A 20,860-nucleotide genomic window follows, 5' to 3' on the forward strand; every position below is an offset into this window, starting at 1 on the left:
TAGGGACAAGTACGCATTACAAATTTAGAAAAACCTGGTATAATTCTTTGGAAAAAGGAAACGAAGGGAAGGTATGCTTGTGCTCCCCGATAACCTGAATGCCAAAGAAGCTCCCGAGTGGGAGGAAGCTCCCGGCAGTGAAGACGCTCCGCAGGAGTACCAAGGAAGAAGCGCAAGGATCACCGAGGAGTCCCGTCAGGGCTCGTCATTGAACTTTTTTAACGCTTTTGTCGCACTTGGCACGACCGTCTCCGTCATAATGCTGTTTCTTTGGCTGATGAATCTGATAAGATAGACATACTATATAAGGTGAACTTGAAAAAATGACATCAGGGTAAGGAGTAACGAAGGGGAAGTTTGGAACTGTAGGAGCGATAGCGACCGCCCGAAAGCTTTCCGAAGGAAAGCTCGCTTCGAAAGCATAAGCTGTCTCCGGATTTCATCCGCGAAGAGCGGTTTAAATCAAGAAATCTGGAGACAACAGCGGCCGGAAGTCCAAACATTCCTCGCAGTTACGAGCGATACCCAAATGGGAAAATATCAAGTTCATTTTATATAAGCCATAAGAAAAGAGGACCCAAGTGGAACCGACAGCCCAGGATGTGGCGGAGTGGATGGTGAAGGAGATCCGTTTTACGGGGACCTTGTACCAGACCGACGCAATTGATTATGTAAAAAGAAATTTCGGCGAGCAGTTCGTCTTTGTGAACGAGAACGGCAACGCTTCGCTGTCGAAGGAAGTCAAAAAGGCATTCCGCAAGCTGCACGGCGGACGGATCGCCTGGGACCGGGACGGATTTCTGTGGGCCTGGACCTAAGGGGTGCGGCCAATTAGCCGGACAGCCAGCGCCAGAAGAAGCGGCGCCGGGTCACCTTTGTAATGACAACCCATGGCGAGGGCAACGGACATCGTGTGCCCGTAACTGCCGTGGCAACCAAGTGGCCGGAACCAGCCGCGTCTGAGCCTCTGAGCATGGCGCGATCTGCGCGTAGACCTTCTGCAATAAAGGGAACCGGCGGCAAAGGCCGCGGTGATATGAAAATCTCCAGCTGTATCCACCTTAGAAAGGATGCAACTGGAGATTTTTGCGTCCTGGGGCGCTGCTTGCGATATCATCTAATGGATAAGCCGGAATTTCTCCCGGTTATTCATGGGATAAAGGCTTGTTTTTTAATTAAGCTGGAATTTCTCACTCTTATTCTTGTGATTTTGCTGAAAACAGAGGGAAACGCGCTATTAAAGTGGAGAAAATCCCTTTCGTAACCGGTAAAGCTTCATTTGCCCAGAAATAAAAGGGAGGAATTCCGTTTGCCGCCGGTCTACACAGGGGAAGTGATGGTTGGCGGTACGTACCGGATGGCGATGGTCCAGACCGGATGCCGTCGGTCTACATCGGGACATCCCGGGTGCCCTTCTCCATCGGCGAGCCGCACAGCGGGCAGGGCTTGTGCGCCAGGTGATCCTCGGCGCCGCCGGACTTGACGCGCATCCAGCCTGGGCAGGCAGCGGCGGGGCAGCTCCAGACCGCGACCGTGCGCGTGCGGCCGGAGGGGGCGGCTGCATGGGCAGCGCCGTCCGAGCGGCGAAAGCCGCCGAAGCTGTCAGCGCAGTCTGTAGCGCCGACTTGCCCGGCGGTGCCAGTGCGCCTATCGCGGGCTGCGCCATATCCGCTGCCTGCGGCGCCTCCGCGCGCGGCACCGGCACTTGCGGCGCGTCCGACCCGGTCGCCGGAGCCGCTGCCCGGCTCGGACGCGGTCCCGCCGCCGCCGGCTGGGGGCCTTGCCGCCCGCCGCGTACGCCCGCGTCAACAGCGTCCGCCGCGCCGACGCCGAACGCCGCCAGCATGAAGCGGGAGACCGGAGCCTTCCGGCCCCGGTGCAGCGCGGGCGAGCTGATGAACAGCTCTTCCTTGGCGCGGGTAACCGCAACATACGCCAGGCGGCGCTCTTCCTCCAGCAGCGCGAGCGCTTCTCCGCCGCCTTCCGCCGTCAGGCGGTCCTTCAGGCGGCCTGCTTCCAGCGCCGAGCTGTGCGGCAGGATGCCTTCGGACGCGCCGAGCAGCATGACGACGGGGAACTCCAGCCCTTTGGACTTATGAATCGTCATCAGCGCGACGTGGTCCTCCTGCTCTGTACCGCCGGGAGTCCGGTGCTGCTCGTTCCTTGACGTTATCTCGTCCAGAAAATCAAGAAAAAGAGGGATGCTCCCGAAGCGTCCCGCAGACAGCTCCAGCTCGTCCAGCATCTCCTTCAGCGTCTCCCGGTGCAGCGTCGCCTGATGGCGCTCATCCGCCAGAACGAATTGATCGTAGAACCGGCTGCGGATCTGCCGGATTGCCTGAAGCGGCGTAAGCTCCCGCAGATGCCGGAGTATGTCCAGCCGCTCCCGAATGGCATCTTGGCGAAATTCCGCCAGCCCCGGCAGGCTCAGCAGATGGATCAGCGGCCCCCGCTTCGGCTGGACCGCCTCCATCCGGTGGATATGTCCCATCCCCTGTTCCCGGCTTACATAGAGCGTGGGCAGCATGTCCTCAATGGCCGCAAAATCGCGCCGGTTCACGGTCAGCCGCAAGTGGCTGATGACCGGCGAAATGAGCCAGTGCTCGTACAGCAGCTGCCCTTCGCCGTAATCGACATAGGGAATATCACGCAGCAGCAGCCGCTCCAGCACGGCGCGGCTGCTGCTGGATGCCCGGTACAGCACTGCGAAATCGCCGTAGCTCCGTGCACCCTGCTCTACGGCGGAAGCGATATACTCTACGATGGCTTCAGCTTCCTCGTCGGCGGTGTAAGGGCGAAGGTAGCGGGGCTGGCTGCCGCCTTGCGCCGCCGCCCGCAGCGTTTTGGAACGCCGCCGCGTGTTGCCTTTGATAATTCCGTTGCCAAGGCCGATGATGGCGGGCCCGGAACGGTAGTTGATGTCGAGCGTAATCACTTTGGCCTCCGGGTACAGCTTCTCGAACTCCAGAATGAACTCGCTTCGCGCCCCATTAAACGAATAGATCGTCTGATCGTCGTCGCCCACCACCATCAGATTATTCAGAGGACGGGCGATCATGCGGATCAGCTCATACTGCAGCGTATTCGTATCCTGAAATTCATCGACCATAATATATTTGTATTTTCTTTGCAGTTCCGCAAGCAGCTCCGGCCGTTCCAGCAGCATCCGGTAGGCATGCAGCAGCACGTCGTCGAAATCGATTTTGCCATTATCCTGCTTCCACTGCTCGTAACGCTGTAGAATCTCCTTAATTTCCTTATCCGCATTCGTAAGCTGGGGGAGGGTGTCCACGCGGCCCATATTCATTTTGCAGGAGGAGAGGATAGAGAGCAGGCTTTCTGGCGGATACGCGTCTTTCGGCAGACCCAGCTCGCGCATGATCGATTTAAGCAGAATATGCTGGCGGCGCGTTTCGTGGAAAATCTCCTGCCCGGCTCCCTGTCTTCGCAGAAAGTACAGAAAAAAAGAATGAAACGTACGGGCCTGCAGCCCTGAAATATCCCGCCCGCCGATTCCCGGCAGCCTGCCGATCCGCTCCCGCATTTCCGCCGCCGCCCTGCTGGAGAAGGTCAGCAGCAGCAGACATCCGGGAGGAACACGGCGAACGGACAGTAAATAGCCGGTCCGGCACACCAATACGCTCGTCTTGCCGGACCCGGCGCCCGCCAGCGTCAGCAGCGGGCCGTCGCCATGCCGCACCGCCGCGATCTGCGAAGCGTTCAGCAGGATGCCGCCTTGCTCCAGCGTCCGGAAATAGCCGGCGTCCGGCTCATCTCCGAGAACCAGTTCCCGGCTCGTCTTAGCGGAAGCCGCCGCTGCCCGCGGCACGCGGGTTCCGGAAGCTCCCGGCGGAGCAGGATGAAACAGCAGTTTGTCCATAATGAGTGTCACCTTCACCTAACGTTCGAAATTCCATTTTTGCCAACCTACACTATACCATCTCAGGAGAAAGCCGGCTATCTTCCTCCCAGAACCTGGAGCAGCCGCTGATTGAACAGCTCCAGTTCGTCATAGAAAACGGCATGCCCGCTTTGTTCAAAGGTCAGCAGCTGTGAACCCCGAATCCCCTGATGCATCAGCCGGGCCAAATCGTAGGGACAAATCTGGTCGAGAAGGCCGTGGAAAATTGTGGTGGGTACCTGGATCCGGGGAAGATCGGCGCGTAAATCCTCGTCCCGCAGCATCAGTGCGCCACCTACGGTTCCGTGATTGGAGGCAGTTAGATTCATCGATTGGAACCAATCGCGAAAGGCGGGTGACACCGGCTTGGCAAAAAACCTCTCTCCAAAGGAGGCAACCGTCTGCGGACGGTCGGCATAAGTTCCGGCGATCAGTTGATCAATGACCGATTTGGGCATGCCATAGGGATAGTCTTCTCCCCGGGTATACCGGGGCGCCGCCGCCGCGAGCAGAAGCAGCTGCGACAGGCGGCAGCCCCGGTGCCGGGCCGTATAGTGCAGGACGACGGCGCCGCCCATGGAGAAGCCGACCAGCCGTACACCTTCCAGGCGCAGTGTGTCCAGCACCACCCGGATATCGTCGGCCATCCGGTCATAGGTGTAGCCTTCCCAGGGCCGGTCGGATTTGCCGAATCCTCGAAGATCAATCGAAATACAGCGATAGCCGTATTTGGGAAGATGCGTCACCTGGTATTCGTACATTTCATGATTCAGCGGCCAACCATGCACCAGAACAACCGGCGCGCCGCTTCCGATGTCCTCCACAAACAGCTTAACTCCCGGTTCCGTTTCAATATAATATTGCACAGAGTCATCCCGCCTTCCTGTATCGTTAACTACTCGATGTATACGCGAGGCTTCAGGGTGCTATGATCAAAAAGGAATGAGCCGGAAGGGTTGATTTTAATTGGAAGATCATTATCATTATCGATAATGATAATAATAAAGAGGTGAGATTATGGCCCAGTCGAAGGCCGATCTGATTCTGCACCCGATTCGGATGCGCATCATTCAGGCGCTGCTGAATGAAAGGCGGCGTACAACGCAGCAGCTGGTCAAGGAGCTTGAGGATATACCGCAGGCAACCATGTACCGGCATCTGAGCAAGCTGCTGAAGGCTGGCGTGCTTGAGGTGGCCGAAGAGAACAAGGTGCGCGGCGCGGTGGAGAAAGTATATTACCTATCCCAGGGAGGCGAAGATGCCACGCCCTCCGATACGACGGAACAATCGGCTGGCGAGCACATGGCGCTTTTTCAGAAATTCATCTCTTCGCTTATCGGTGACTTCAGCGCTTACGTGCAGCAGGAGAAATATGATCTGCAACAAGATGGCGTCTCCATGCGCCAAGTGCAGCTTCATTTGACCGATGACGAATATGCTCAGCTTTTGACGGAAATGAGAAAGTCGATGCAGAAATATGCTGGAAACGAGGCTGGAAGCGGACGCAGGCGGCGGATAATCTCCACCATCGTCATTCCGGGGGCGCTCCCGGGTTCATCCGAAGGCGTAAACGAAGAGGAGGGGCAGAAAGGGCAATGAATATTAGAACAGAAGCGGGAGAGATAGAAGTGATGAGTACAGCCGAGAAGGACCCGTTTGCGGGAGTATCGGAAAGAACGCTGAAATATTTGCCGCTGTACATTCTGGTTCCGGTAATGTACGGGGCTGTGTTCAGCGCGGCGGGTCACGCCATAGACTGGACTATCTTCGGGCTGGGGGCGCTTGGCTGGCTGGTCGCGCTATTCCTGCGGGGGCCGCTCGCCGCGCTTGTCCGGGAGTTGCCGCAGGAGCGGGCCAAGCTGATCGTGGGCGGAAGTTCCGGCGTGCTGGAGGAAGGCGTAAGGCTTGCTCTGCTCGCCATTCTTTCCGCTTCATTCCCGCAGGCGCTGTCGCTCGGCCAGGGCTGGGCTGCCATTGAAGTGCTGTTCGTCATCGTTAACGCGATCATTATTGTATCGCTGATCAAACGGACCGATGAGAAGGCGATGCAGGCGAAACAAATCCTTCAGGCGCAGGGCAATCTGCAGGCAAGCCCGCTGTGGGGCATCCTGGAGCGGATCTGGGCTTCGGCCTTTCATATCGGAGCCGCGCTGATTATCGCCCGTACTCCGTGGTCGGCGGTGCTTCTTATTCCGCTGCATAGCGGATTCAACCTGACCGCGGTGCGGCTTGCAAGAACCGCCGCGCTGCCGCTGGTCAGCCTTTTTGCCGCCGGGGTTGGCCTGCTGACGCTTACGGCGGGTCTGCTGCTCTGGTAAAGCGGCGGACCCAAATTAGGTTCACAAGTTTTTGGGCCGTTTCAAATGATATAGACTGCGTTTGACGAAAGTTCCGATCTTAGGTCTATTTCATGGCGGCCCATTCCCTTTGCCCCGAACGTTCATATTCTAACAGAAATTGATGAGTGGAGATGAACGTATGTCCCAAGCCCTTGAAGGACCTGCCATAGATGTGCTGATTCCGGCGATTGAGAAGGATCTGGCCACCCTGCCGCATGTGGTTGACGCTGTGAGGAAGCATGTCAAGCATCCGATCCGCAGCATTCAGATCGTTGCGCCCCGCAAGCCGCGCATCCTCGATTTTTGCCGCAGGAAAGGCTGTACCTTCGTCGATGAAAATACGGTGCTGCCCATTACCAAAAAGGATATTCACTACCGCTCGCGTACCTGGGAGCGGTCGGGCTGGCTGTTTCAGCAGCTGCTGAAGCTGGGCGGCGACAAGCTGTGTACGGCGGATTATTTTTTGGTTATTGATGCCGATACGGTCCTGATCACACCGCACCGGTTCCGCTTGAGCGGAAAGACGGTGTTCTACTGCCGGAACTGGAGCCAGCCGGATTATTTTGCGACCTACCGAAAACTGATGGGCAAAAAGGCAGTCCGCCCTTCCTCTTTTGTAACCCATTACATGCTGTTTGAGCGCAGCCGGCTTACCCGTATGAAACGGGAAATCGAGGCCAGACACGGGACTTCATGGTATTCCGCCATCCTGCGCAGCATCAACCGCTCCCGGCAGTTTGGATTTTCCGAGTTCGAAACCTACGGCAACTATCTGTATGCCAAGGACCCCGGAGGGATGGTTCTCAAGAAAGCCCGTAACAAAAGCCTGAATATGAGCGGCTCGCAAATCTCCGCAGCCACGGTTGCAAAGTACGCGCGCACTTACCGGTCACTTTCTTTTCACAAGCGAAAAGGTTACGTTCGGACGCCGAAATGATGCGCTCCTTGAAATGTTCCTCCTCCCGCTCCCGGCTTGCGGGGGTCCCTTATGCGATTAGACATGCGCCGCAAACCGCATTATAGTTAGTGGATATACGCGTTAACGATGGGAGTAGAGAACATTGGTCAGAGCGACAATCGGGGACGTTGCGGCAAGGGCCGGTGTGTCCAAAAGCACGGTATCCCAATATTTAAATAAACGGTATCAGCACATGGGCGCCGAAACTCGCGCAAAGATCGAAGAGGCCATCAAAGCGCTCGATTACCAGCCGAATGTGCTCGCAAGGGGACTGAAGCAGAAGCGGACTTCAACGGTTGGCGTCATTGTGGCCAATTTCATGCACAGACTCTCCACCGAAATTTGCCGGGGCATCGAGGATTACTGCCAGGAGCAGGATATCAACGTAATTCTGTGCAACAGTGACGAGGACGGGGAGAAGGAGAAGAAGTACGCCGAAATGCTTCAAGCGAAGCAGGTGGACGGCATGATTCTGCTACCTACGGGGAAGAACGGTTCCCTGTATAAAAAGCTTTCCCGGCACGGGCACCCCATTCTGTTCATGGACCGGCGGGTGGAAAGCGTCAAGGCCGACACTATTGTCGTCAACAACCGTGAGTCGGTCTATGAAGCGGTGTCGCATCTGAAGGAGCGGGGACACCGGAGAATTGCGCTTGCTACGGCGCCGCTGACAATCAGCACCCGGCTTGAGAGGACGGAAGGCTTCCGGAAGGCGATGGACGATTTCGGATTAACGTACAGCAGCAGCATTATTAATGCGGAAATCTCCGCTCTGCGGGGAAGATTCGGCAAGCTGTTTGGCGGTCCGGAGCCGCCGACGGCGCTCATTGCGGGCAATGACCTGGTGCTGCTTGAGGCGCTCGCTTTTGTGAAGGAGCGGGGTCTTCGGGTACCTGAGGATTTGGCGCTGGTCGCCTTCGACAACATTCCTTTTGCCCACCTGCTTACGCCGACGCTTACCACAATCAATCAGCCTTCGCTCGAAATGGGAAGGAAGGCGGCCGAGCGGATCATCAGCCGCATCCGCTCGGAGGAGGATCTACCGCCCGAAGAGTACGTCTTCAAATGCGAGCTGGCGGTGCGGCAGTCGTCGGAGATGAAGCGGGTCACGGATTAGACCGCGAGCCTTTGCGATCTCCTCAGGCGCCAAGCCGAAAGATGCTTATCAAGGCATCACACTAACCGAAGGAAGGCCATATGAAAAATTCCATAATCCTGGGAACACCTCCGTGAATCGCAGGGAATGATTCGGGGGAGGTGTTCCTCATTTTGGCGGGGATATTTCCGGGCTAATCTGCGGCTATTTGATCCGGAACGTTCTCGGCGCGTATTTGTATACGGCTGCCAGCGCCACGGCGATGTATAAGACAGTAGCGGCGATGACGAAGACCGTAAACGGAACGGGGTCGCTTGAAAGGGACAAACTGAAGAAGCAAATGCCGGATACAATCGAATTGACAACGATAAAAAACGGATTTCGAATATTCAGCTCCGTGGAGTAAGGCTGCAGCAGGTAATACATAAATAGGTGATGCACCGAGAAAAACAAGGAAAGGCAGACGATAAACACCAGAAACAGAAGCATGTCTGCCGTGGGCCAGTTCGCCCCTGCAAGGCGGGCGAGTATGGCTGCGGCCGCGCAGATCGCGGCTGCCGGAATCAGATTAAGCGACGAGATGCGAAGCAGCCGATCCCGGAAATTGGACAGAACCGCCCCGGGTTTCCTGTAAAATCCGTAGCGCAGCAGATGGACGTCACAATGGTAGAATAACGCTTTGCATAACCGGTCGCCGATGGATATAAAGAACATGACCGGAAGAAAGTATCTCGGTGAGGTGATCAACCGCTCCACATATGTTCCGGCTCTATCGGGACTAAGAAGCGTAATGACGGCGCCTGCGGCTGTCAGCAGGCCGATGATCCACAGCCGCTTGATTACCGGCTCCGTGATAAACCGCTTGTGCCTTTCGAAAAAGATAGCGTTCAAGTAAGCATACCCCTTTTTCTTGGCATGCTTCCCGGAAGAGACAGCGGCGGGGGCCTCGGAGCCGGGCATGTTCATGTCCGCTTTTTGCGCCTCGCTCATCATCCGGCCGTAATCCAGCAGCGGGTCGTCCCGATGGGTCGCCGCATCCACCGCCGCCCGGTAGCGCGGATAGCGTTTAAGGTACAAGGCTCCGGCTATTCCGGCTGCCGTAATAATCAGGCCGCCGGGCAGGCTTAGTACCGCCGCGCCGGTTGCCGGCGTTCCGTCCAGCACAAGAGGCAGGTACGCTGCGGCCAAGCTCAGCCCGATGCCGCACCAGGCGAACCCATTCTTTTTGATCAGCACAATCCCGGTCCGGTCGAACACATAAAGATGCAGCGCTTCGCAGGCCACTCGCCACAGGGTAAGCAGCAGCGCGAGCCGGATTCCCTGGGTGACGGAAGCGCCCAGCAAGCGGAAGAACACGATAGAAGCGGGCACAAAATAAAGAAAAAAGGTCAAATACCGAAAGCTGAGGGTGGCGTGCATATATTGGCGGGCGTTCAGCCGCATCAGCTTGACCGCGATATATTTTTCCCGTTTGGATTCCAGCACTTTGATATTGGCGAAGGCTGCCGCCGCAAAGCTCAGAAGCACGAAGATATGCATAAACCGTCCGAACCGCTCCGCCGCAGGAAGCTCCGTACCCGTGACCGATACCGGCCAATAAATCATCAGTCCCGTATATAAAAAATTGGAGACGAATCCTGTACATATGGCGAACAGCAGCGCGATAACGGATGCGATTTTTTTAAGAGGGAGATTGGCGTATGCATTGTCCTTTAGTGCTTTGCCGATGAGGGGCAGCTGACGAAAATAATAAATCAGACAGTTGGCAAAAACGGATACCCGGATGCCGAGTATAAACTTAAGCGTTCTGTACATCAGGCTCATCTCCCAACAGCATAACAATCTGATCTTCAAAATCCGGACTGTGGAGAAGCTCGGAGGATATCGCCTCGATCCGGCCGTGCCGGAGCAGCACCAATTCATCGCACAGGTCTTTGGCGAGCTGCAGAATGTGGGTGGAGAAGACAAGAATATGATCCTGCTTAATTTCCCGCAGCAGCTTCTTCATTTCCAGCGCCGCGATGACATCAAAAGAGGTCAGCGGTTCATCCAGCAAAATCAGCGGCGGACGCGTGATGAGGAAACAGAGCATCTGAATTTTGTTCTTCATGCCGTGGGAATAGCCTTTGATCAGCCGGTGGCGGTCCTCGTCTTCAATCTTGACCATTTCCAGATAATCGTCGACGGTCAGCTCTTGGGGAACTTTGTCCCGGTTGATATCGGTAAAAAACTTCAGAAATTCATATCCCGTCAGAAATTCAGGCAGTATCGGAAGGGAAAAGACATAGCCTACATCCTCATCCCGCAGCGGCCTTAAGCCTTTCTCGCCCTCCAACTGCGCCTGTCCTTCGTCCGCCTCGAGCTCTCCGCTCAGACAGTTGAACAGGGTTGTTTTTCCTGCGCCGTTCCGGCCGAGCAGACCGTAAATCTTGCCCTTCTCAAAGGTAAAATCAATGCCTTGAAGCACCTTTTTCCCGCCGAAGTCTTTCCTGAGGTTCTTTAAAATTAATTGCATGAGCCCGCCTTCCTCCTCCGCATATAATTTGGTGGATTTTACATAACCTTGCTGTATTTGACGATGTAATAGTAACGGATGCTGTAAGAGAATACATAGAACGCCACTACGGCAAGCGTGAGCCAGAGGGGCGAATCCGCAAGGATCAGCACAAAGGGAATCAGCATCATGGCATTGATCGTTACATCAAACGCCTTGGCCTTCGACAGGTTGTTGATGGCGATGCTCCGTTCGTCCCCCGCTTCAATTTCTTGCTGTCTTTTGAAAGCCGGATGCTTGGCATAATAGCGGATCATGATTAGGTTGGCAATGCTCATGCCGATTAGCCCTGAGCCTACACCTATGCACAGACCGGATACGTTCCTGGCCATGTCTCCCACTTCCAATAGACCGGAAGCCAACAGCAGAATCCCTATCACCAGTAAAATAACATTGCGCGCAGCAGAGCTTTTTTTCACAAGTTATTCCTCCTCATAGATAAAAATCTCTTCAATCTGCATTTTGAAATAGCGGGCGATCTTGAACGCCAAAATAATCGAGGGATTGTAGCGCCCGTTCTCCAGCGACCCGATTGTCTGCCTGGAAACCGCCAAAGCCTCGGCCAATTCCTCCTGCTTGATTCCGTGCTGTTTTCGGATTTCCTCCAGACGGTTTTTCAACACCACACCTCTGTTCAAATGGAAAGTAAGCTTTACATTTTCAATATAACACCCGCAGCCAAAAAATGTAAAGTCTACTTTCCATAACAGGCATTCTATATACAGAATCGTGATACCATGCAGTTGGCGAATGGATGTAAACAAAAAAAATGATAGCGCTTTAAAGAAAGGGCTTGCAAAGAAGATAAGGCTGAATTATAATTTGGTCATAGCAGTAAACCGATTTACTAAACCGATTTACAGGCGACAATAATCGACGGTAAGATACAGCAGAATCGATGGTCACACTTAGGCACGGCCCGATGGTCAGATGCAGCATAATCCGGTATACAGGGTCTACATTTTGCGTTAAGGAGGGCGTTATGATGAATGTGGTTTTTGTTCCAACTTCCGTTTTTGGAAGCGTTTGCGGAACGCAGTACGGCCTGGCGGAGCCTATACGCTCCGGGGGAGCGGACGGCATTGAGATTCGGCGCGAGCTGTTTCCGTCCGGGGCTCTTCCGCTTGCCGAGTGCCGCGAGGCGATTCTGCGAAGCGGCCTGCGCTGCGTATACTCCGTTCCGATGGAGCTGTGGAATCCGGAGGGGAGACTTAATGAAGAAGTGCTGTCGCACATTCTTGCGGAAGCGGCGGTATTGAGGCCTGAAATGCTGAAAGTGTCGCTCGGGTATTATGCGGGGATTCCAGGATTTGCATCGGAGGATGAGCTGAGAGGCGCCGAACATGAACAGCTCGGCCAGCTTGAGCGGCTGCTTCGGCAGTACCGAGAGACAGCAGGAGAGCTGACGCTGCTGATCGAGAACGATCAGACTTCTTACGGAGGCAGAGCCGAAAACTTGAAAGCGTTTTTCCAGGCGGTGGAGCGCTGCGGGCTTGGCGGTGTGAAGATGACGTTCGATACGGGCAACTGGCTGTACAGCGGAGAAGACCCGCTAAAGGCGGCGGTAACCTTCGCTCCTTATGTGGCCTATATTCACTGCAAGCATGTTATCCGTTCGGACGGAGTATGGGTTACTCTGCCGCTTCCGCAGGAAAAGGATGCCTTGTGGCGGAAGCTGCTTGGGCTGCTGCCGGGCGATGTGCCCCGCGCAATCGAGTTCGGGCTTCCGGAGGAGGGATGCCTTGAAGGATATATCGAGATGCTGCGCGGAGGCTGTCTTAAGACGACAGGGGCAGGAACCGCAGAAGTCGCCGCAGAAATCGGAAAGGGGATTGCGTAATGAGCCTGAAGGATGTAGTCACTTTTGGAGAAGCAATGGTCATGTTCGTTGCCGAGCAACCAGGGGCCTTGAAGGACATTGACATGTTCAGCCGGCGCCTGGCCGGAGCGGAAGTGAATACGGCAGTCGGCTTCGCCCGGCTGGGACTTTCGGCAGGATGGGTCAGCCGATTGGGTGACGACGTATTCGGTGAATATATCCGTGAGTATCTGGACAGAGAGAATATCGACATCTCCGGCGTAACGAGCGATTCCCGGCATCCAACCGGCTTTCAGCTCAAGTCGAAGGTGCTTGAAGGCGATCCGCAGGTGCAGTATTTCCGCAAAAATTCGGCGGCAAGCACGCTCTCGAGCGCCAACGTCGACGCCGGTTACTTGACGGGCTTCCGTCATCTGCACATGACCGGCATCCCTGCAGCGCTGACGAAAGAGACCCGCGAATTCGCTTATGCTGCGCTGGACGCAATGAAGGCCGCGGGACGCAGCATTTCCTTCGATCCGAATTTGCGGCCTTCGCTCTGGTCCTCCCGTGAAGAGATGGTATCAGTCATCAACGACCTGGCCTGCCGCGCCAACTGGGTGCTGCCGGGAGTAGAAGAAGGCGAGATTTTGACAGGTTCCAGGGACCCGCGCGCAATCGCCGAATTTTATCTGAACAAGGGCGTCTCGCTCGTTGTCGTCAAGCTGGGGCCGGAGGGCGCGTACTTCCACACGCAGACGGACGAAGGTACGGTACAGGGCTTCAAGGTGGAAAAGGTCGTGGACACGGTAGGCGCCGGAGACGGCTTTGCCGTCGGACTCGTCAGCGGTATGCTGGAAGGTCTTACGGTTTCACAGGCGGTGCAGCGGGGGAATGCGATTGGCGCGCTGGCCGTGCAGTCGGAGGGCGATCATGACGGCTATCCGACAAAGTCCGAACTTGAAACCTATCTCCAATATCAACTTACGGGAGTGAAATAATGATGAATAACAAGAAAAGCGGCGGCTTCGTCGCCGCGCGCTGGCTGCGGCTCATGCCTATCGTATTCATTACGTACAGTCTGGCTTATCTCGACCGGGCGAACTACAGCTTCGGCGCGGCGGCCGGCATGGCCAAGGATTTGCAGATTACGGCCTCAATGTCTTCGCTGCTGGGCGCGCTCTTTTTCCTCGGCTATTTCTTCTTTCAGGTGCCGGGCGCGCATTACGCCGAGAACAAGAGCGCCAAGAAGCTCGTCTTCTGGTCCCTCATTCTGTGGGGCTTGCTGGCTGCGGCTACCGGCGTTGTCCACAACGTCCATTTCTTAATCGTCATCCGGTTCTGTCTCGGCGTTGTCGAGAGTGCGGTTATGCCGGCGATGCTGGTCTTCCTAAGCCACTGGTTTACGAAAAAAGAGCGCTCGCGCGCCAACACGTTCCTGATCCTCGGCAATCCCGTAACCGTGCTGTGGATGTCGATCATTTCCGGTTATCTCGTATCCTCCGTCGGTTGGAGATGGATGTTCATTATCGAAGGGCTGCCGCCGATCATCTGGGCATTCTTCTGGTGGAAGCTGGTGAGCGACAAGCCGTCCGAGGCCAAATGGCTGAACAATGAAGAGAAGTCGGCGCTGGAGAGCGCTCTTCAGGAAGAACAAAAAGGGCTCAAGCCTGTAAAAAATTACGGCGAAGCGTTCAAATCGCCGCTTGTCATCAAGCTCTGCCTGCAGTATTTCTTCTGGAGCATCGGCGTGTACGGATTCGTGATGTGGCTGCCCTCCATTATCAAGGCCGCTCCCGACATGAATATGGTTACGACCGGCTGGCTGACTTCCGTTCCTTACGTGCTGGCGGTTATCGGCATGCTGACGGCTTCCTATTTCTCCGACAAGACGCTGAAACGTAAAGCCTTCGTGTGGCCGTTCCTGCTGGTCGGTGCCGTTGCCTTCTACGCCTCGTACCTGCTGGGCGCGGATCACTTCTGGATTTCCTTTGTCCTGCTCGTGATCGCCGGCGGAGCGATGTACGCTCCATATGGACCGTTCTTCGCCATCATGCCGGAAATTCTGCCCCGCAACGTGGCGGGCGGCGCGATCGCGCTGGTCAACAGCATGGGCGCGCTCGGTTCTTTTGCCGGCTCGTATATCGTCGGCTACCTAAACGGCTCCACCGGCGGCTTCGGCGCTTCCTACATCTTCATGGCCGGTTCGCTGCTGTTGTCGGCGATTCTGACGATGACGGTCGGCAAATCCCGCAAAGCGTCCGAGCAGCAGCCTGAACCGAAGCTGGGGGTGTCCGCGCGGTGAAGATCCAATTGGCGCTAGACCGCATGAGCATTGAGGAAGCAGAGGATATGGTCCGGCGCACGGAGCCCTATATCGATTGGATCGAGGTGGGCACCTCGCTGATCAAGGAATTCGGCATGGCTTCCGTGGAAGCGCTGAAGCGTGAATTTCCGCATAAAATCATTGTGGCGGACATGAAAACCTTCGATAACGCCAAGTACGAATTCGAGCTGTGCTTCAAGGCGGGGGCGGATGTGGCGACCGTAATGGGCGCCGCTCCGCCGGTCACCGTGGGGCTGTGCGCGGAGACGGCGCTGCGGATGGAGAAGCAGGTCATGATCGACCTGCTTCATACTTCGCCGGAGCAGCAGCGGGAGCTGGCGCTGTATCCCGGAGCGATCCACTGCCTGCATGTCAGCAAGGACCAGCAGGAAGGCGGCGGCCTCCGGCTGGGAGGCGCTGGCGGCGCAGACGCCGGGCATCGAAGCGATCCTGGGGCGCAAGGCGCTGCCGGAGGCCAAAGCGGAGGCTTCACCGAAGCGCATGAGGCTGCCGGTGGCCGTGATGGCGGCGGCGAAGGAGCATCCGGCGGTCCCGGCGCTGAAGGCGCGGAAGGCCTAAGGCTTGCGGCCGCAGGCGGAATTACGCTGGAGTCGCTGCCAGGCCTGCTGTCGCTGAAGCCGGAGGTCATTATCGTCGGCTCGGCGATTACGAAAGCGTCTGATCCGGCGCAGGCGGCCCGCGAGTTCAAGGAGCGTATTCGGGAATATAGCGGAGAGAGCCGCCAGGGCAGCAGTTCGAGCTGAAAAGTTCATTATGAATCGAATGCAGGGAGCATATCCGGGACAGGAAGCAGATTCAGCCTATTCATAAGCAGATAAGGAGTGACCGCCAAGATGAGCAAGCTGAAGGAAATTCTCTCGGAAGCAAGGGAAGTGCTGGAACGTGTGGATGAAGCGGATGTGACGGAAACGGCTGTGCTGCTGGCAGGAGGAAAGCGGATTTTTGTCGTCGGAGAGGGAAGGTCGGGCCTTGTAGCGAAATCATTCGCCATGCGGATGATGCATTTAGGAGCGACCGTGTACGTCATCGGCGAGACGATTACTCCATCCATTTCCCATGACGACATCCTGGTGACCGTATCCGGATCGGGAACGACTCACGGTGTCGTATGGACGGCGCAGAAGGCCCGGGAACTGGGCGCGTTCGTGATCGCCCTGACGACGGACGGCGGTTCACCGCTGGGCAAGTGCGCTTCCCGGCTCTTGACAATCCCGGCGGCGACGAAGAACCGCCGCGAGGGAGAACGCCAAAGCGTGCAGCCGCTCGGCTCCCTGTTCGACCAGTGCGTTCATTTCGTGCTGGACAGCGTCTGCTTGAGCTATGCAGAGCTGAAGGGCGTCGATCATGCCGCGGCATACAAGCTGCACAGCAATGTAGAATAGCAAGTGGTTCCCCCGCAGTTATAAAATTTTGGCAGTCCCCTGGGCCCTTGGCGGCAGGGGGCTGCTTTTTTTTATTCATGAATATAGGAATGACCATCCGCAAGAAATCGCTCCCGAAGCCCGAACACGATTCGATTGCCGCTCTGGAGAATCCGTCTGGGGAAATAACGAATGGGGAAAAGGCTCCCTGTTCAGTGAGGCCGAATTTTGAGCCAGATAAGCCCCTGTCCGGTCCGGCCCAGCCGGCAGCCGGCTTATTGGCCTAGGGATGGACTGGCGCAGTCTGCGTCTGGTCTTGGTCGGATTTTTTTTCCGGGAGCGTGAATTTCCGAAACGGGGATTATTCGTGGTACAATATTTTTTAGTGTTTAGGCTTGTCGACAGAACGTGGGAGGCATTATTTGATATGAAATCCAGAAACTTGGCTACAATCTCACTTGTAGTTATGGCGTGCGGCTTTCTGCTGACGCTGTTTTTGCCTGAGAATACGGCTGTAAAGCTGCTCCGGGGCGGCTTTGAGGCCGGACTGGTCGGCGGCATTGCCGACTGGTTTGCGGTTACGGCGCTGTTCCGCCATCCGCTGGGCCTTCCTATTCCGCATACTTCCCTGCTGCTGAAGAACCGGAATAAGATCGTAGGGTCCCTGATTTCGGCAATGGAGAACGAACTGCTGAACAAGGAGAGCATCGAGAACAAGCTGCGCGGAATCAAGTTCATCTCGCTGGGGTCCTCGATGCTTACAAAGTTCTTCAGCCGTAAGCAGACGAGAATGGAAATCCTGGCCCGCCTGAGCGTCCTTGTGAGCCAGATTCCGGCGGAAAAGGCGCTGCCGTATCTTCAGTCGGCGCTCGCGGGTTATGTCCGGAACGCGGACCTCAAGAAGACCGCCGATACAGTCGTTACGAGGCTCCTGCATGACGGTAGGGATAAGGAAGCCCTTGATTACGGTCTCGGGCAGGCTGAGGTCTGGATCAGCCGTCCGGAGACGAAGGCCATGCTCGGCCAGCTCGCGTCCTCCAAGCTTGCCGAAGTAAAGCTGGGTGGACTGAAGGGAGTGGCTTTTCAGGCGTTTGTCGGCTTCGTCGATGAAGAGATGCTGGGCGAACTGCTGCAGAACATGCTGCGGTCTGCCATCCGCGATATTCAGGATGAGGACAACGTCTACCGTGAGGACATCATCCGGGAGGTCCGCGTCGCCCTGTTCCAACTGGTGAACGACGAAGAGCGGATGAAAGCTCTGGCGGACTGGGCTGCGGCCGAACTTGAGGGCCAGGAGGCGGGAGCCTTTCTGCTGGCCCGGCTTGAGGAGATTCGCGGCAGGGTACTCGCTCTACTGGAAGAAGACCGCTTCCGCGGGGGCAGGGGGCTGTTCGCCGCTTATGCGCTGCTTGCCCGCCGCATCGCCGGGGAGAAGGAATGGATCTCGGAATGGGAGAGCAAAATCCGTTCCTCCCTTATCGCATTTGCGGAGGCGAACCATTATCGGATCGGCGTGCTGGTGAAGGAAAATCTCGACAAAATGGACGATGCCAGCCTGGTCGCCATGCTGGAGCAGAAGGTCGGGAAGGACCTGCAATGGATTCGCGTCAACGGCGCGGTGTGCGGGTTCGTGGTCGGTCTGGCGCTTACCCTAATCCAATGGATCCCGTTAACTTAAACGGGATGCGCTAATGTTCAAAGGGCAAGGCTGCCGGAGCTTTTTGTAAGCATCCGGAGCCTTGCCCTTTCTCTTTAAGTCTGTCTCTCTTAAGTAAAATACAGCCGACACATCCGTACGGTCATGGCAGGATTTGGGGTTCGGGGTTCCTGCCATAAGGGGGGGTTCCGCCGCTGACTCGCAGCTAATTACAATTCTTTTTTGCCGTTACTGATTGTATACGCTTCCAGGACGGGGAGTACGAAAATTTTGCCGTCCCCGAAAGAGCCGTGTTCGCCGGTTCTTGCCGTCCGCTTCACAATGTCGATGACTTCCTCCTTGTCATCCTCAGGAATGACCATCATCAGCATCTTTTTCGAAATCTGGTTGTAGTGGTTCGTGCCGACTTGAATTCCTTTTTGCTTACCGCGTCCCAATATATCCATTTTACTGATGGAAGGAAAACCTGCGAGCAGCAATTCCGCCATCACATCATCGACTTTCTCCGGTCTTACGATAATTTCAAGCATCAACATAACAATCCACCCTTTCCACGGACAAAAGATATGCAGGGTGTTGCCGACATAGGAGATGAGATGTTTATTTCGGTATGGCAACGCTTACATCGTCATTATACAACGGAAGCCGATGTGCAAAAGTGAATATTGTCATTGCATAATATTTAATTTCATTTCCGGCGCTGACAGAGTCCGGAGTACAGAAGCTCCAAACGATTCGCCGTTTGCGCCCAGTCGAAAGTCTGAAGCGCGTCCCGTCGCCCTTGCGTTCCGATGGCGGCGGCCCATTTCGGGCTGCGGGCAAGCGGCAGCATCATTCGGGCGAAAGAAGCGGACTCCCGGTAGTGGTCCACAAGGAAGCCGTTGCGGCCGGATGATATGATTTCGCGGATACCGCCGTTGTTGGATGCGATGACCGGCAGTCCGGCGGCCATGGCTTCCACATTGACCAGCCCGAAAGATTCATGCCGCTGTGAAGGGCAGACCAGACAGTCCGCAATCTGGTAAATTCGGTGAATTTCCTCGTGCGGAACGCCTCCGATGAAGGAAACGGACAGGCGCAAACGCCGGGCGAGCTGCTTGAGCTTCCGCATATAGGCTGGTTTCCCCGTGCCGGCGATTATGAGATGCACGGGCAAGCGTCTTTCCAGCATAGCCGCCGCCCGCATCAGGACGTGCAGGCCTTTGCGGGGGATGAGCCGGCCGACAAAAAGAACCGTAAAGCGGCGGGGCAGCCGGTATTCCCGGCGGAGCAGCTGCCGCTGATCCTCCGGAAGCGGCGTGAACCGGGACAGGTCGGCGCCCAGCGGTACAACTTCAATCGGGAGGCGGGCAGCAGCGAATCGGCGGTCCAGCCGGCCGTGCAGCGACTGGCTGTTGACGGCAATAAGATCGGCGAGGCCAAGGCTCATGGCGACCTTCGGGTCCCTGGGCACAAAGGTGAGGGAGTGCAGGAACAACACGACCGGAATGTGAGGGGAGGTCCGCTTCACGGCGGCCGCCAAATGCGGACGGTTGTCTACCTGAATAAGCTCATACGGCTCCTCCCGGAGGGCCTTCAGCGCCCCGGCAAGGTAGACGCCGGGAGTATCAGCAGGCAGGCGGATCAGCCTGACTCCTTCGCGCTCTTCCAGCCCGGGAAGTCCCGGCATTCTCCGGCTGATTACGGTGACGTTATGTCGGCGGGCAAGCAGCCTGGCTGTCTCCCAGATACAGATTTCCACGGAACCGCTGCCCGGAAGCGGAAACCGTCCCGGCGCTATCATGCAGATGTTCATCGTTAGGCCCCTTTCCCAAGCAGCGGATTTTCTTCTTCCTTGCACTATATGCTCATGTCTCGCCGGTAGACACTTTCTTTGCCGGAGAGCGGCGTCTATCCAATGCGAAAGCTTCTGCCGAAGCATAGTTTACCTTGTATAATCATGCTTCGACAGGAACTTAGTGAACGGGAGTGTGGAATGGAAGGATGAAAGCAAAATCGACGCTGACAAGCAAATGGATCAAGACGAAGGTGCTGCTCCGCAGTCCGGAAATTTCGGCACTGATTCCAGAGACGGTAAGACTGACTCGCGAGAATGCCAAGAGAATGCTGGACAAATACGGAATGGTGTATATCAAGCCGGAGGTGGGCACTTACGGAAACGGAGTAATACGGGCAGAACGCCGATCGGGAAAAAGCGGAGCCGCGTACTGGTATCAGAGCGGGACCAAGCAGAGAACCTTCGGCACCTTTGAGGCGTTCTATACCTCACTTAAAGGGAAGACGGGAAGCCGCAATTACTTGATTCAAAAAGGAATCGACCTGCTGAAAGCCAAGGGCCGGCGCTTTGATATCCGTGTCATGGTTCAGCGCAGTCCCAGCGGAGTCTGGGAAACGACAGGGCTGATCGGCCGAGTGGCCGGGGAGGGGAAGATCGTTACGAACTACCATGCCGGCGGCAAACCGACTTCGGTGGAGAAGCTGCTCGCTCCGCATATGAGCGATGCGGTTCGGGCTGAAACCATGAAGCGTCTGCGGAAGCTCGGCAAGGATGTCGGACAATTTTACAAGGAAAAATACCCGGGGTTCAAGCAGCTTGGGGTCGATGTCGGCCTCGACCGTTCCCTGACTCCATGGATCATTGAAGTCAACACCAATCCCGATCCGTACATTTTTAATCAGCTTTCGGATAAAACCATGTACCGCAAGGTTATGGCCTACCGCCGGGCACAGCAGACAACCCGTCCCAAACGTTAGAACCTGCACTCTTTTCTTTCTGAAAATGAAAAAAAACAAGAAAATTTGCATATTGCGTTTCAACCTGCACAATAAAGGGTAATTACAAAAAAATT

At 56.0% G+C, this 20,860-nt stretch carries 22 protein-coding genes; 14 read left to right on the forward strand and 8 right to left on the reverse strand.

Features of this window, described 5'->3' with window-relative positions:
* Positions 1 to 79: 79 nt before the first annotated feature.
* Both KP014_RS04675 and KP014_RS04680 read left to right on the forward strand, forming a co-directional pair.
* Positions 80 to 295, forward strand: a complete 216-nt coding sequence (locus KP014_RS04675; protein ID WP_139210600.1) for a hypothetical protein — start codon at positions 80 to 82, stop codon at positions 293 to 295.
* Between the two features lie 286 nt (positions 296 to 581).
* Positions 582 to 818, forward strand: coding sequence for a DUF6953 family protein (locus tag KP014_RS04680; RefSeq protein ID WP_025688905.1), 237 nt, complete (start codon positions 582 to 584; stop codon positions 816 to 818).
* Between the two features lie 419 nt (positions 819 to 1,237).
* Here KP014_RS04680 and KP014_RS04690 read toward each other — a convergent pair whose 3' ends face one another.
* Together KP014_RS04690 and KP014_RS04695 are read right to left on the reverse strand one after the other, a co-directional pair.
* On the reverse strand, positions 1,238 to 3,880 hold the full coding sequence (locus tag KP014_RS04690; RefSeq protein WP_246590639.1) for an ATP-dependent helicase: 2,643 nt from the start codon (positions 3,878 to 3,880) through the stop codon (positions 1,238 to 1,240).
* 77 nt (positions 3,881 to 3,957) lie between these two features.
* Positions 3,958 to 4,767, reverse strand: coding sequence for an alpha/beta fold hydrolase (locus tag KP014_RS04695; RefSeq protein ID WP_036598316.1), 810 nt, complete (start codon positions 4,765 to 4,767; stop codon positions 3,958 to 3,960).
* Between the two features lie 151 nt (positions 4,768 to 4,918).
* Here KP014_RS04695 and KP014_RS04700 point away from each other — a divergent pair, with 151 nt between their 5' ends.
* The 4 genes from KP014_RS04700 to KP014_RS04715 all read left to right on the forward strand — a co-directional run bounded on the left by KP014_RS04700 (position 4,919) and on the right by KP014_RS04715 (position 8,315).
* Entirely contained in the window at positions 4,919 to 5,500 is a 582-nt protein-coding gene (locus KP014_RS04700; RefSeq protein WP_051500308.1) for a helix-turn-helix domain-containing protein, read from the forward strand.
* A complete protein-coding gene (locus KP014_RS04705; protein WP_051500309.1) occupies positions 5,497 to 6,219 on the forward strand; it encodes a hypothetical protein in 723 nt (240 codons plus the stop codon). The genes KP014_RS04700 and KP014_RS04705 overlap by 4 nt, the downstream gene beginning before the upstream one ends.
* A gap of 160 nt (positions 6,220 to 6,379) precedes the next feature.
* On the forward strand, positions 6,380 to 7,177 hold the full coding sequence (locus KP014_RS04710; RefSeq protein ID WP_036598317.1) for a DUF6492 family protein: 798 nt from the start codon (positions 6,380 to 6,382) through the stop codon (positions 7,175 to 7,177).
* Positions 7,178 to 7,301: 124 nt separating this feature from the next.
* Positions 7,302 to 8,315, forward strand: a complete 1,014-nt coding sequence (locus tag KP014_RS04715; protein WP_036598318.1) for a LacI family DNA-binding transcriptional regulator — start codon at positions 7,302 to 7,304, stop codon at positions 8,313 to 8,315.
* A gap of 183 nt (positions 8,316 to 8,498) precedes the next feature.
* Here the strand turns inward: KP014_RS04715 and KP014_RS04720 are convergent, their stop codons facing one another.
* The 4 genes from KP014_RS04720 to KP014_RS04735 are packed head-to-tail and all read right to left on the reverse strand — an operon-like array spanning position 8,499 to position 11,468.
* Positions 8,499 to 10,109 (reverse strand): hypothetical protein, encoded by a 1,611-nt coding sequence (locus tag KP014_RS04720; protein WP_090834230.1) that lies wholly within the window; start codon positions 10,107 to 10,109, stop codon positions 8,499 to 8,501.
* Entirely contained in the window at positions 10,093 to 10,809 is a 717-nt protein-coding gene (locus KP014_RS04725; RefSeq protein WP_036591215.1) for an ABC transporter ATP-binding protein, read from the reverse strand. The genes KP014_RS04720 and KP014_RS04725 overlap by 17 nt, the downstream gene beginning before the upstream one ends.
* Positions 10,810 to 10,847: 38 nt before the next feature.
* A complete protein-coding gene (locus KP014_RS04730) occupies positions 10,848 to 11,267 on the reverse strand; it encodes a hypothetical protein (RefSeq protein ID WP_036591218.1) in 420 nt (139 codons plus the stop codon).
* Between the two features lie 3 nt (positions 11,268 to 11,270).
* Entirely contained in the window at positions 11,271 to 11,468 is a 198-nt protein-coding gene (locus KP014_RS04735) for a helix-turn-helix transcriptional regulator (RefSeq protein ID WP_036591223.1), read from the reverse strand.
* A gap of 362 nt (positions 11,469 to 11,830) precedes the next feature.
* Here KP014_RS04735 and KP014_RS04740 point away from each other — a divergent pair, with 362 nt between their 5' ends.
* The 7 genes from KP014_RS04740 to KP014_RS04770 all read left to right on the forward strand — a co-directional run bounded on the left by KP014_RS04740 (position 11,831) and on the right by KP014_RS04770 (position 18,032).
* The gene (locus KP014_RS04740; RefSeq protein ID WP_175491862.1) at positions 11,831 to 12,688 is read left to right on the forward strand and encodes a sugar phosphate isomerase/epimerase family protein; all 858 of its coding nucleotides are present in this window, start codon (positions 11,831 to 11,833) and stop codon (positions 12,686 to 12,688) included.
* On the forward strand, positions 12,688 to 13,647 hold the full coding sequence (locus tag KP014_RS04745; RefSeq protein WP_036591221.1) for a sugar kinase: 960 nt from the start codon (positions 12,688 to 12,690) through the stop codon (positions 13,645 to 13,647). Before KP014_RS04740 ends, KP014_RS04745 begins: the two co-directional genes overlap by 1 nt.
* A gap of 2 nt (positions 13,648 to 13,649) precedes the next feature.
* Entirely contained in the window at positions 13,650 to 14,951 is a 1,302-nt protein-coding gene (locus KP014_RS04750; RefSeq protein WP_090834265.1) for an MFS transporter, read from the forward strand.
* Positions 14,948 to 15,736: an orotidine 5'-phosphate decarboxylase / HUMPS family protein gene (locus KP014_RS04755; RefSeq protein WP_090834232.1), complete on the forward strand. Its 789-nt coding sequence runs from the start codon at positions 14,948 to 14,950 to the stop codon at positions 15,734 to 15,736. Before KP014_RS04750 ends, KP014_RS04755 begins: the two co-directional genes overlap by 4 nt.
* 90 nt (positions 15,737 to 15,826) lie before the next feature.
* Entirely contained in the window at positions 15,827 to 16,375 is a 549-nt protein-coding gene (gene hxlB / locus KP014_RS04760) for a 6-phospho-3-hexuloisomerase (RefSeq protein ID WP_036591018.1), read from the forward strand.
* Positions 16,376 to 16,452: 77 nt separating this feature from the next.
* Positions 16,453 to 16,641 carry a hypothetical protein gene (locus KP014_RS04765; protein WP_216700454.1) on the forward strand — a complete coding sequence of 63 codons (189 nt, stop codon included), beginning with the start codon at positions 16,453 to 16,455 and terminating at the stop codon, positions 16,639 to 16,641.
* Positions 16,642 to 16,781: 140 nt separating this feature from the next.
* Positions 16,782 to 18,032: a DUF445 domain-containing protein gene (locus KP014_RS04770; protein WP_036591026.1), complete on the forward strand. Its 1,251-nt coding sequence runs from the start codon at positions 16,782 to 16,784 to the stop codon at positions 18,030 to 18,032.
* Positions 18,033 to 18,220: 188 nt separating this feature from the next.
* Here the strand turns inward: KP014_RS04770 and KP014_RS04775 are convergent, their stop codons facing one another.
* The gene (locus KP014_RS04775; protein ID WP_036591020.1) at positions 18,221 to 18,547 is read right to left on the reverse strand and encodes a P-II family nitrogen regulator; all 327 of its coding nucleotides are present in this window, start codon (positions 18,545 to 18,547) and stop codon (positions 18,221 to 18,223) included.
* Between the two features lie 152 nt (positions 18,548 to 18,699).
* A complete protein-coding gene (locus tag KP014_RS04780) occupies positions 18,700 to 19,806 on the reverse strand; it encodes a glycosyltransferase family 4 protein (protein ID WP_090834233.1) in 1,107 nt (368 codons plus the stop codon).
* Between the two features lie 188 nt (positions 19,807 to 19,994).
* On the opposite strand from KP014_RS04780, the gene KP014_RS04785 reads away from it, so the two are divergent.
* Positions 19,995 to 20,765 carry a YheC/YheD family protein gene (locus KP014_RS04785; protein WP_036602716.1) on the forward strand — a complete coding sequence of 257 codons (771 nt, stop codon included), beginning with the start codon at positions 19,995 to 19,997 and terminating at the stop codon, positions 20,763 to 20,765.
* Positions 20,766 to 20,860 lie beyond the last annotated feature (95 nt).

The organism is Paenibacillus sophorae (genome assembly GCF_018966525.1).
Taxonomy (GTDB): Bacteria; Bacillota; Bacilli; order Paenibacillales; family Paenibacillaceae; genus Paenibacillus_AQ; species Paenibacillus_AQ sophorae.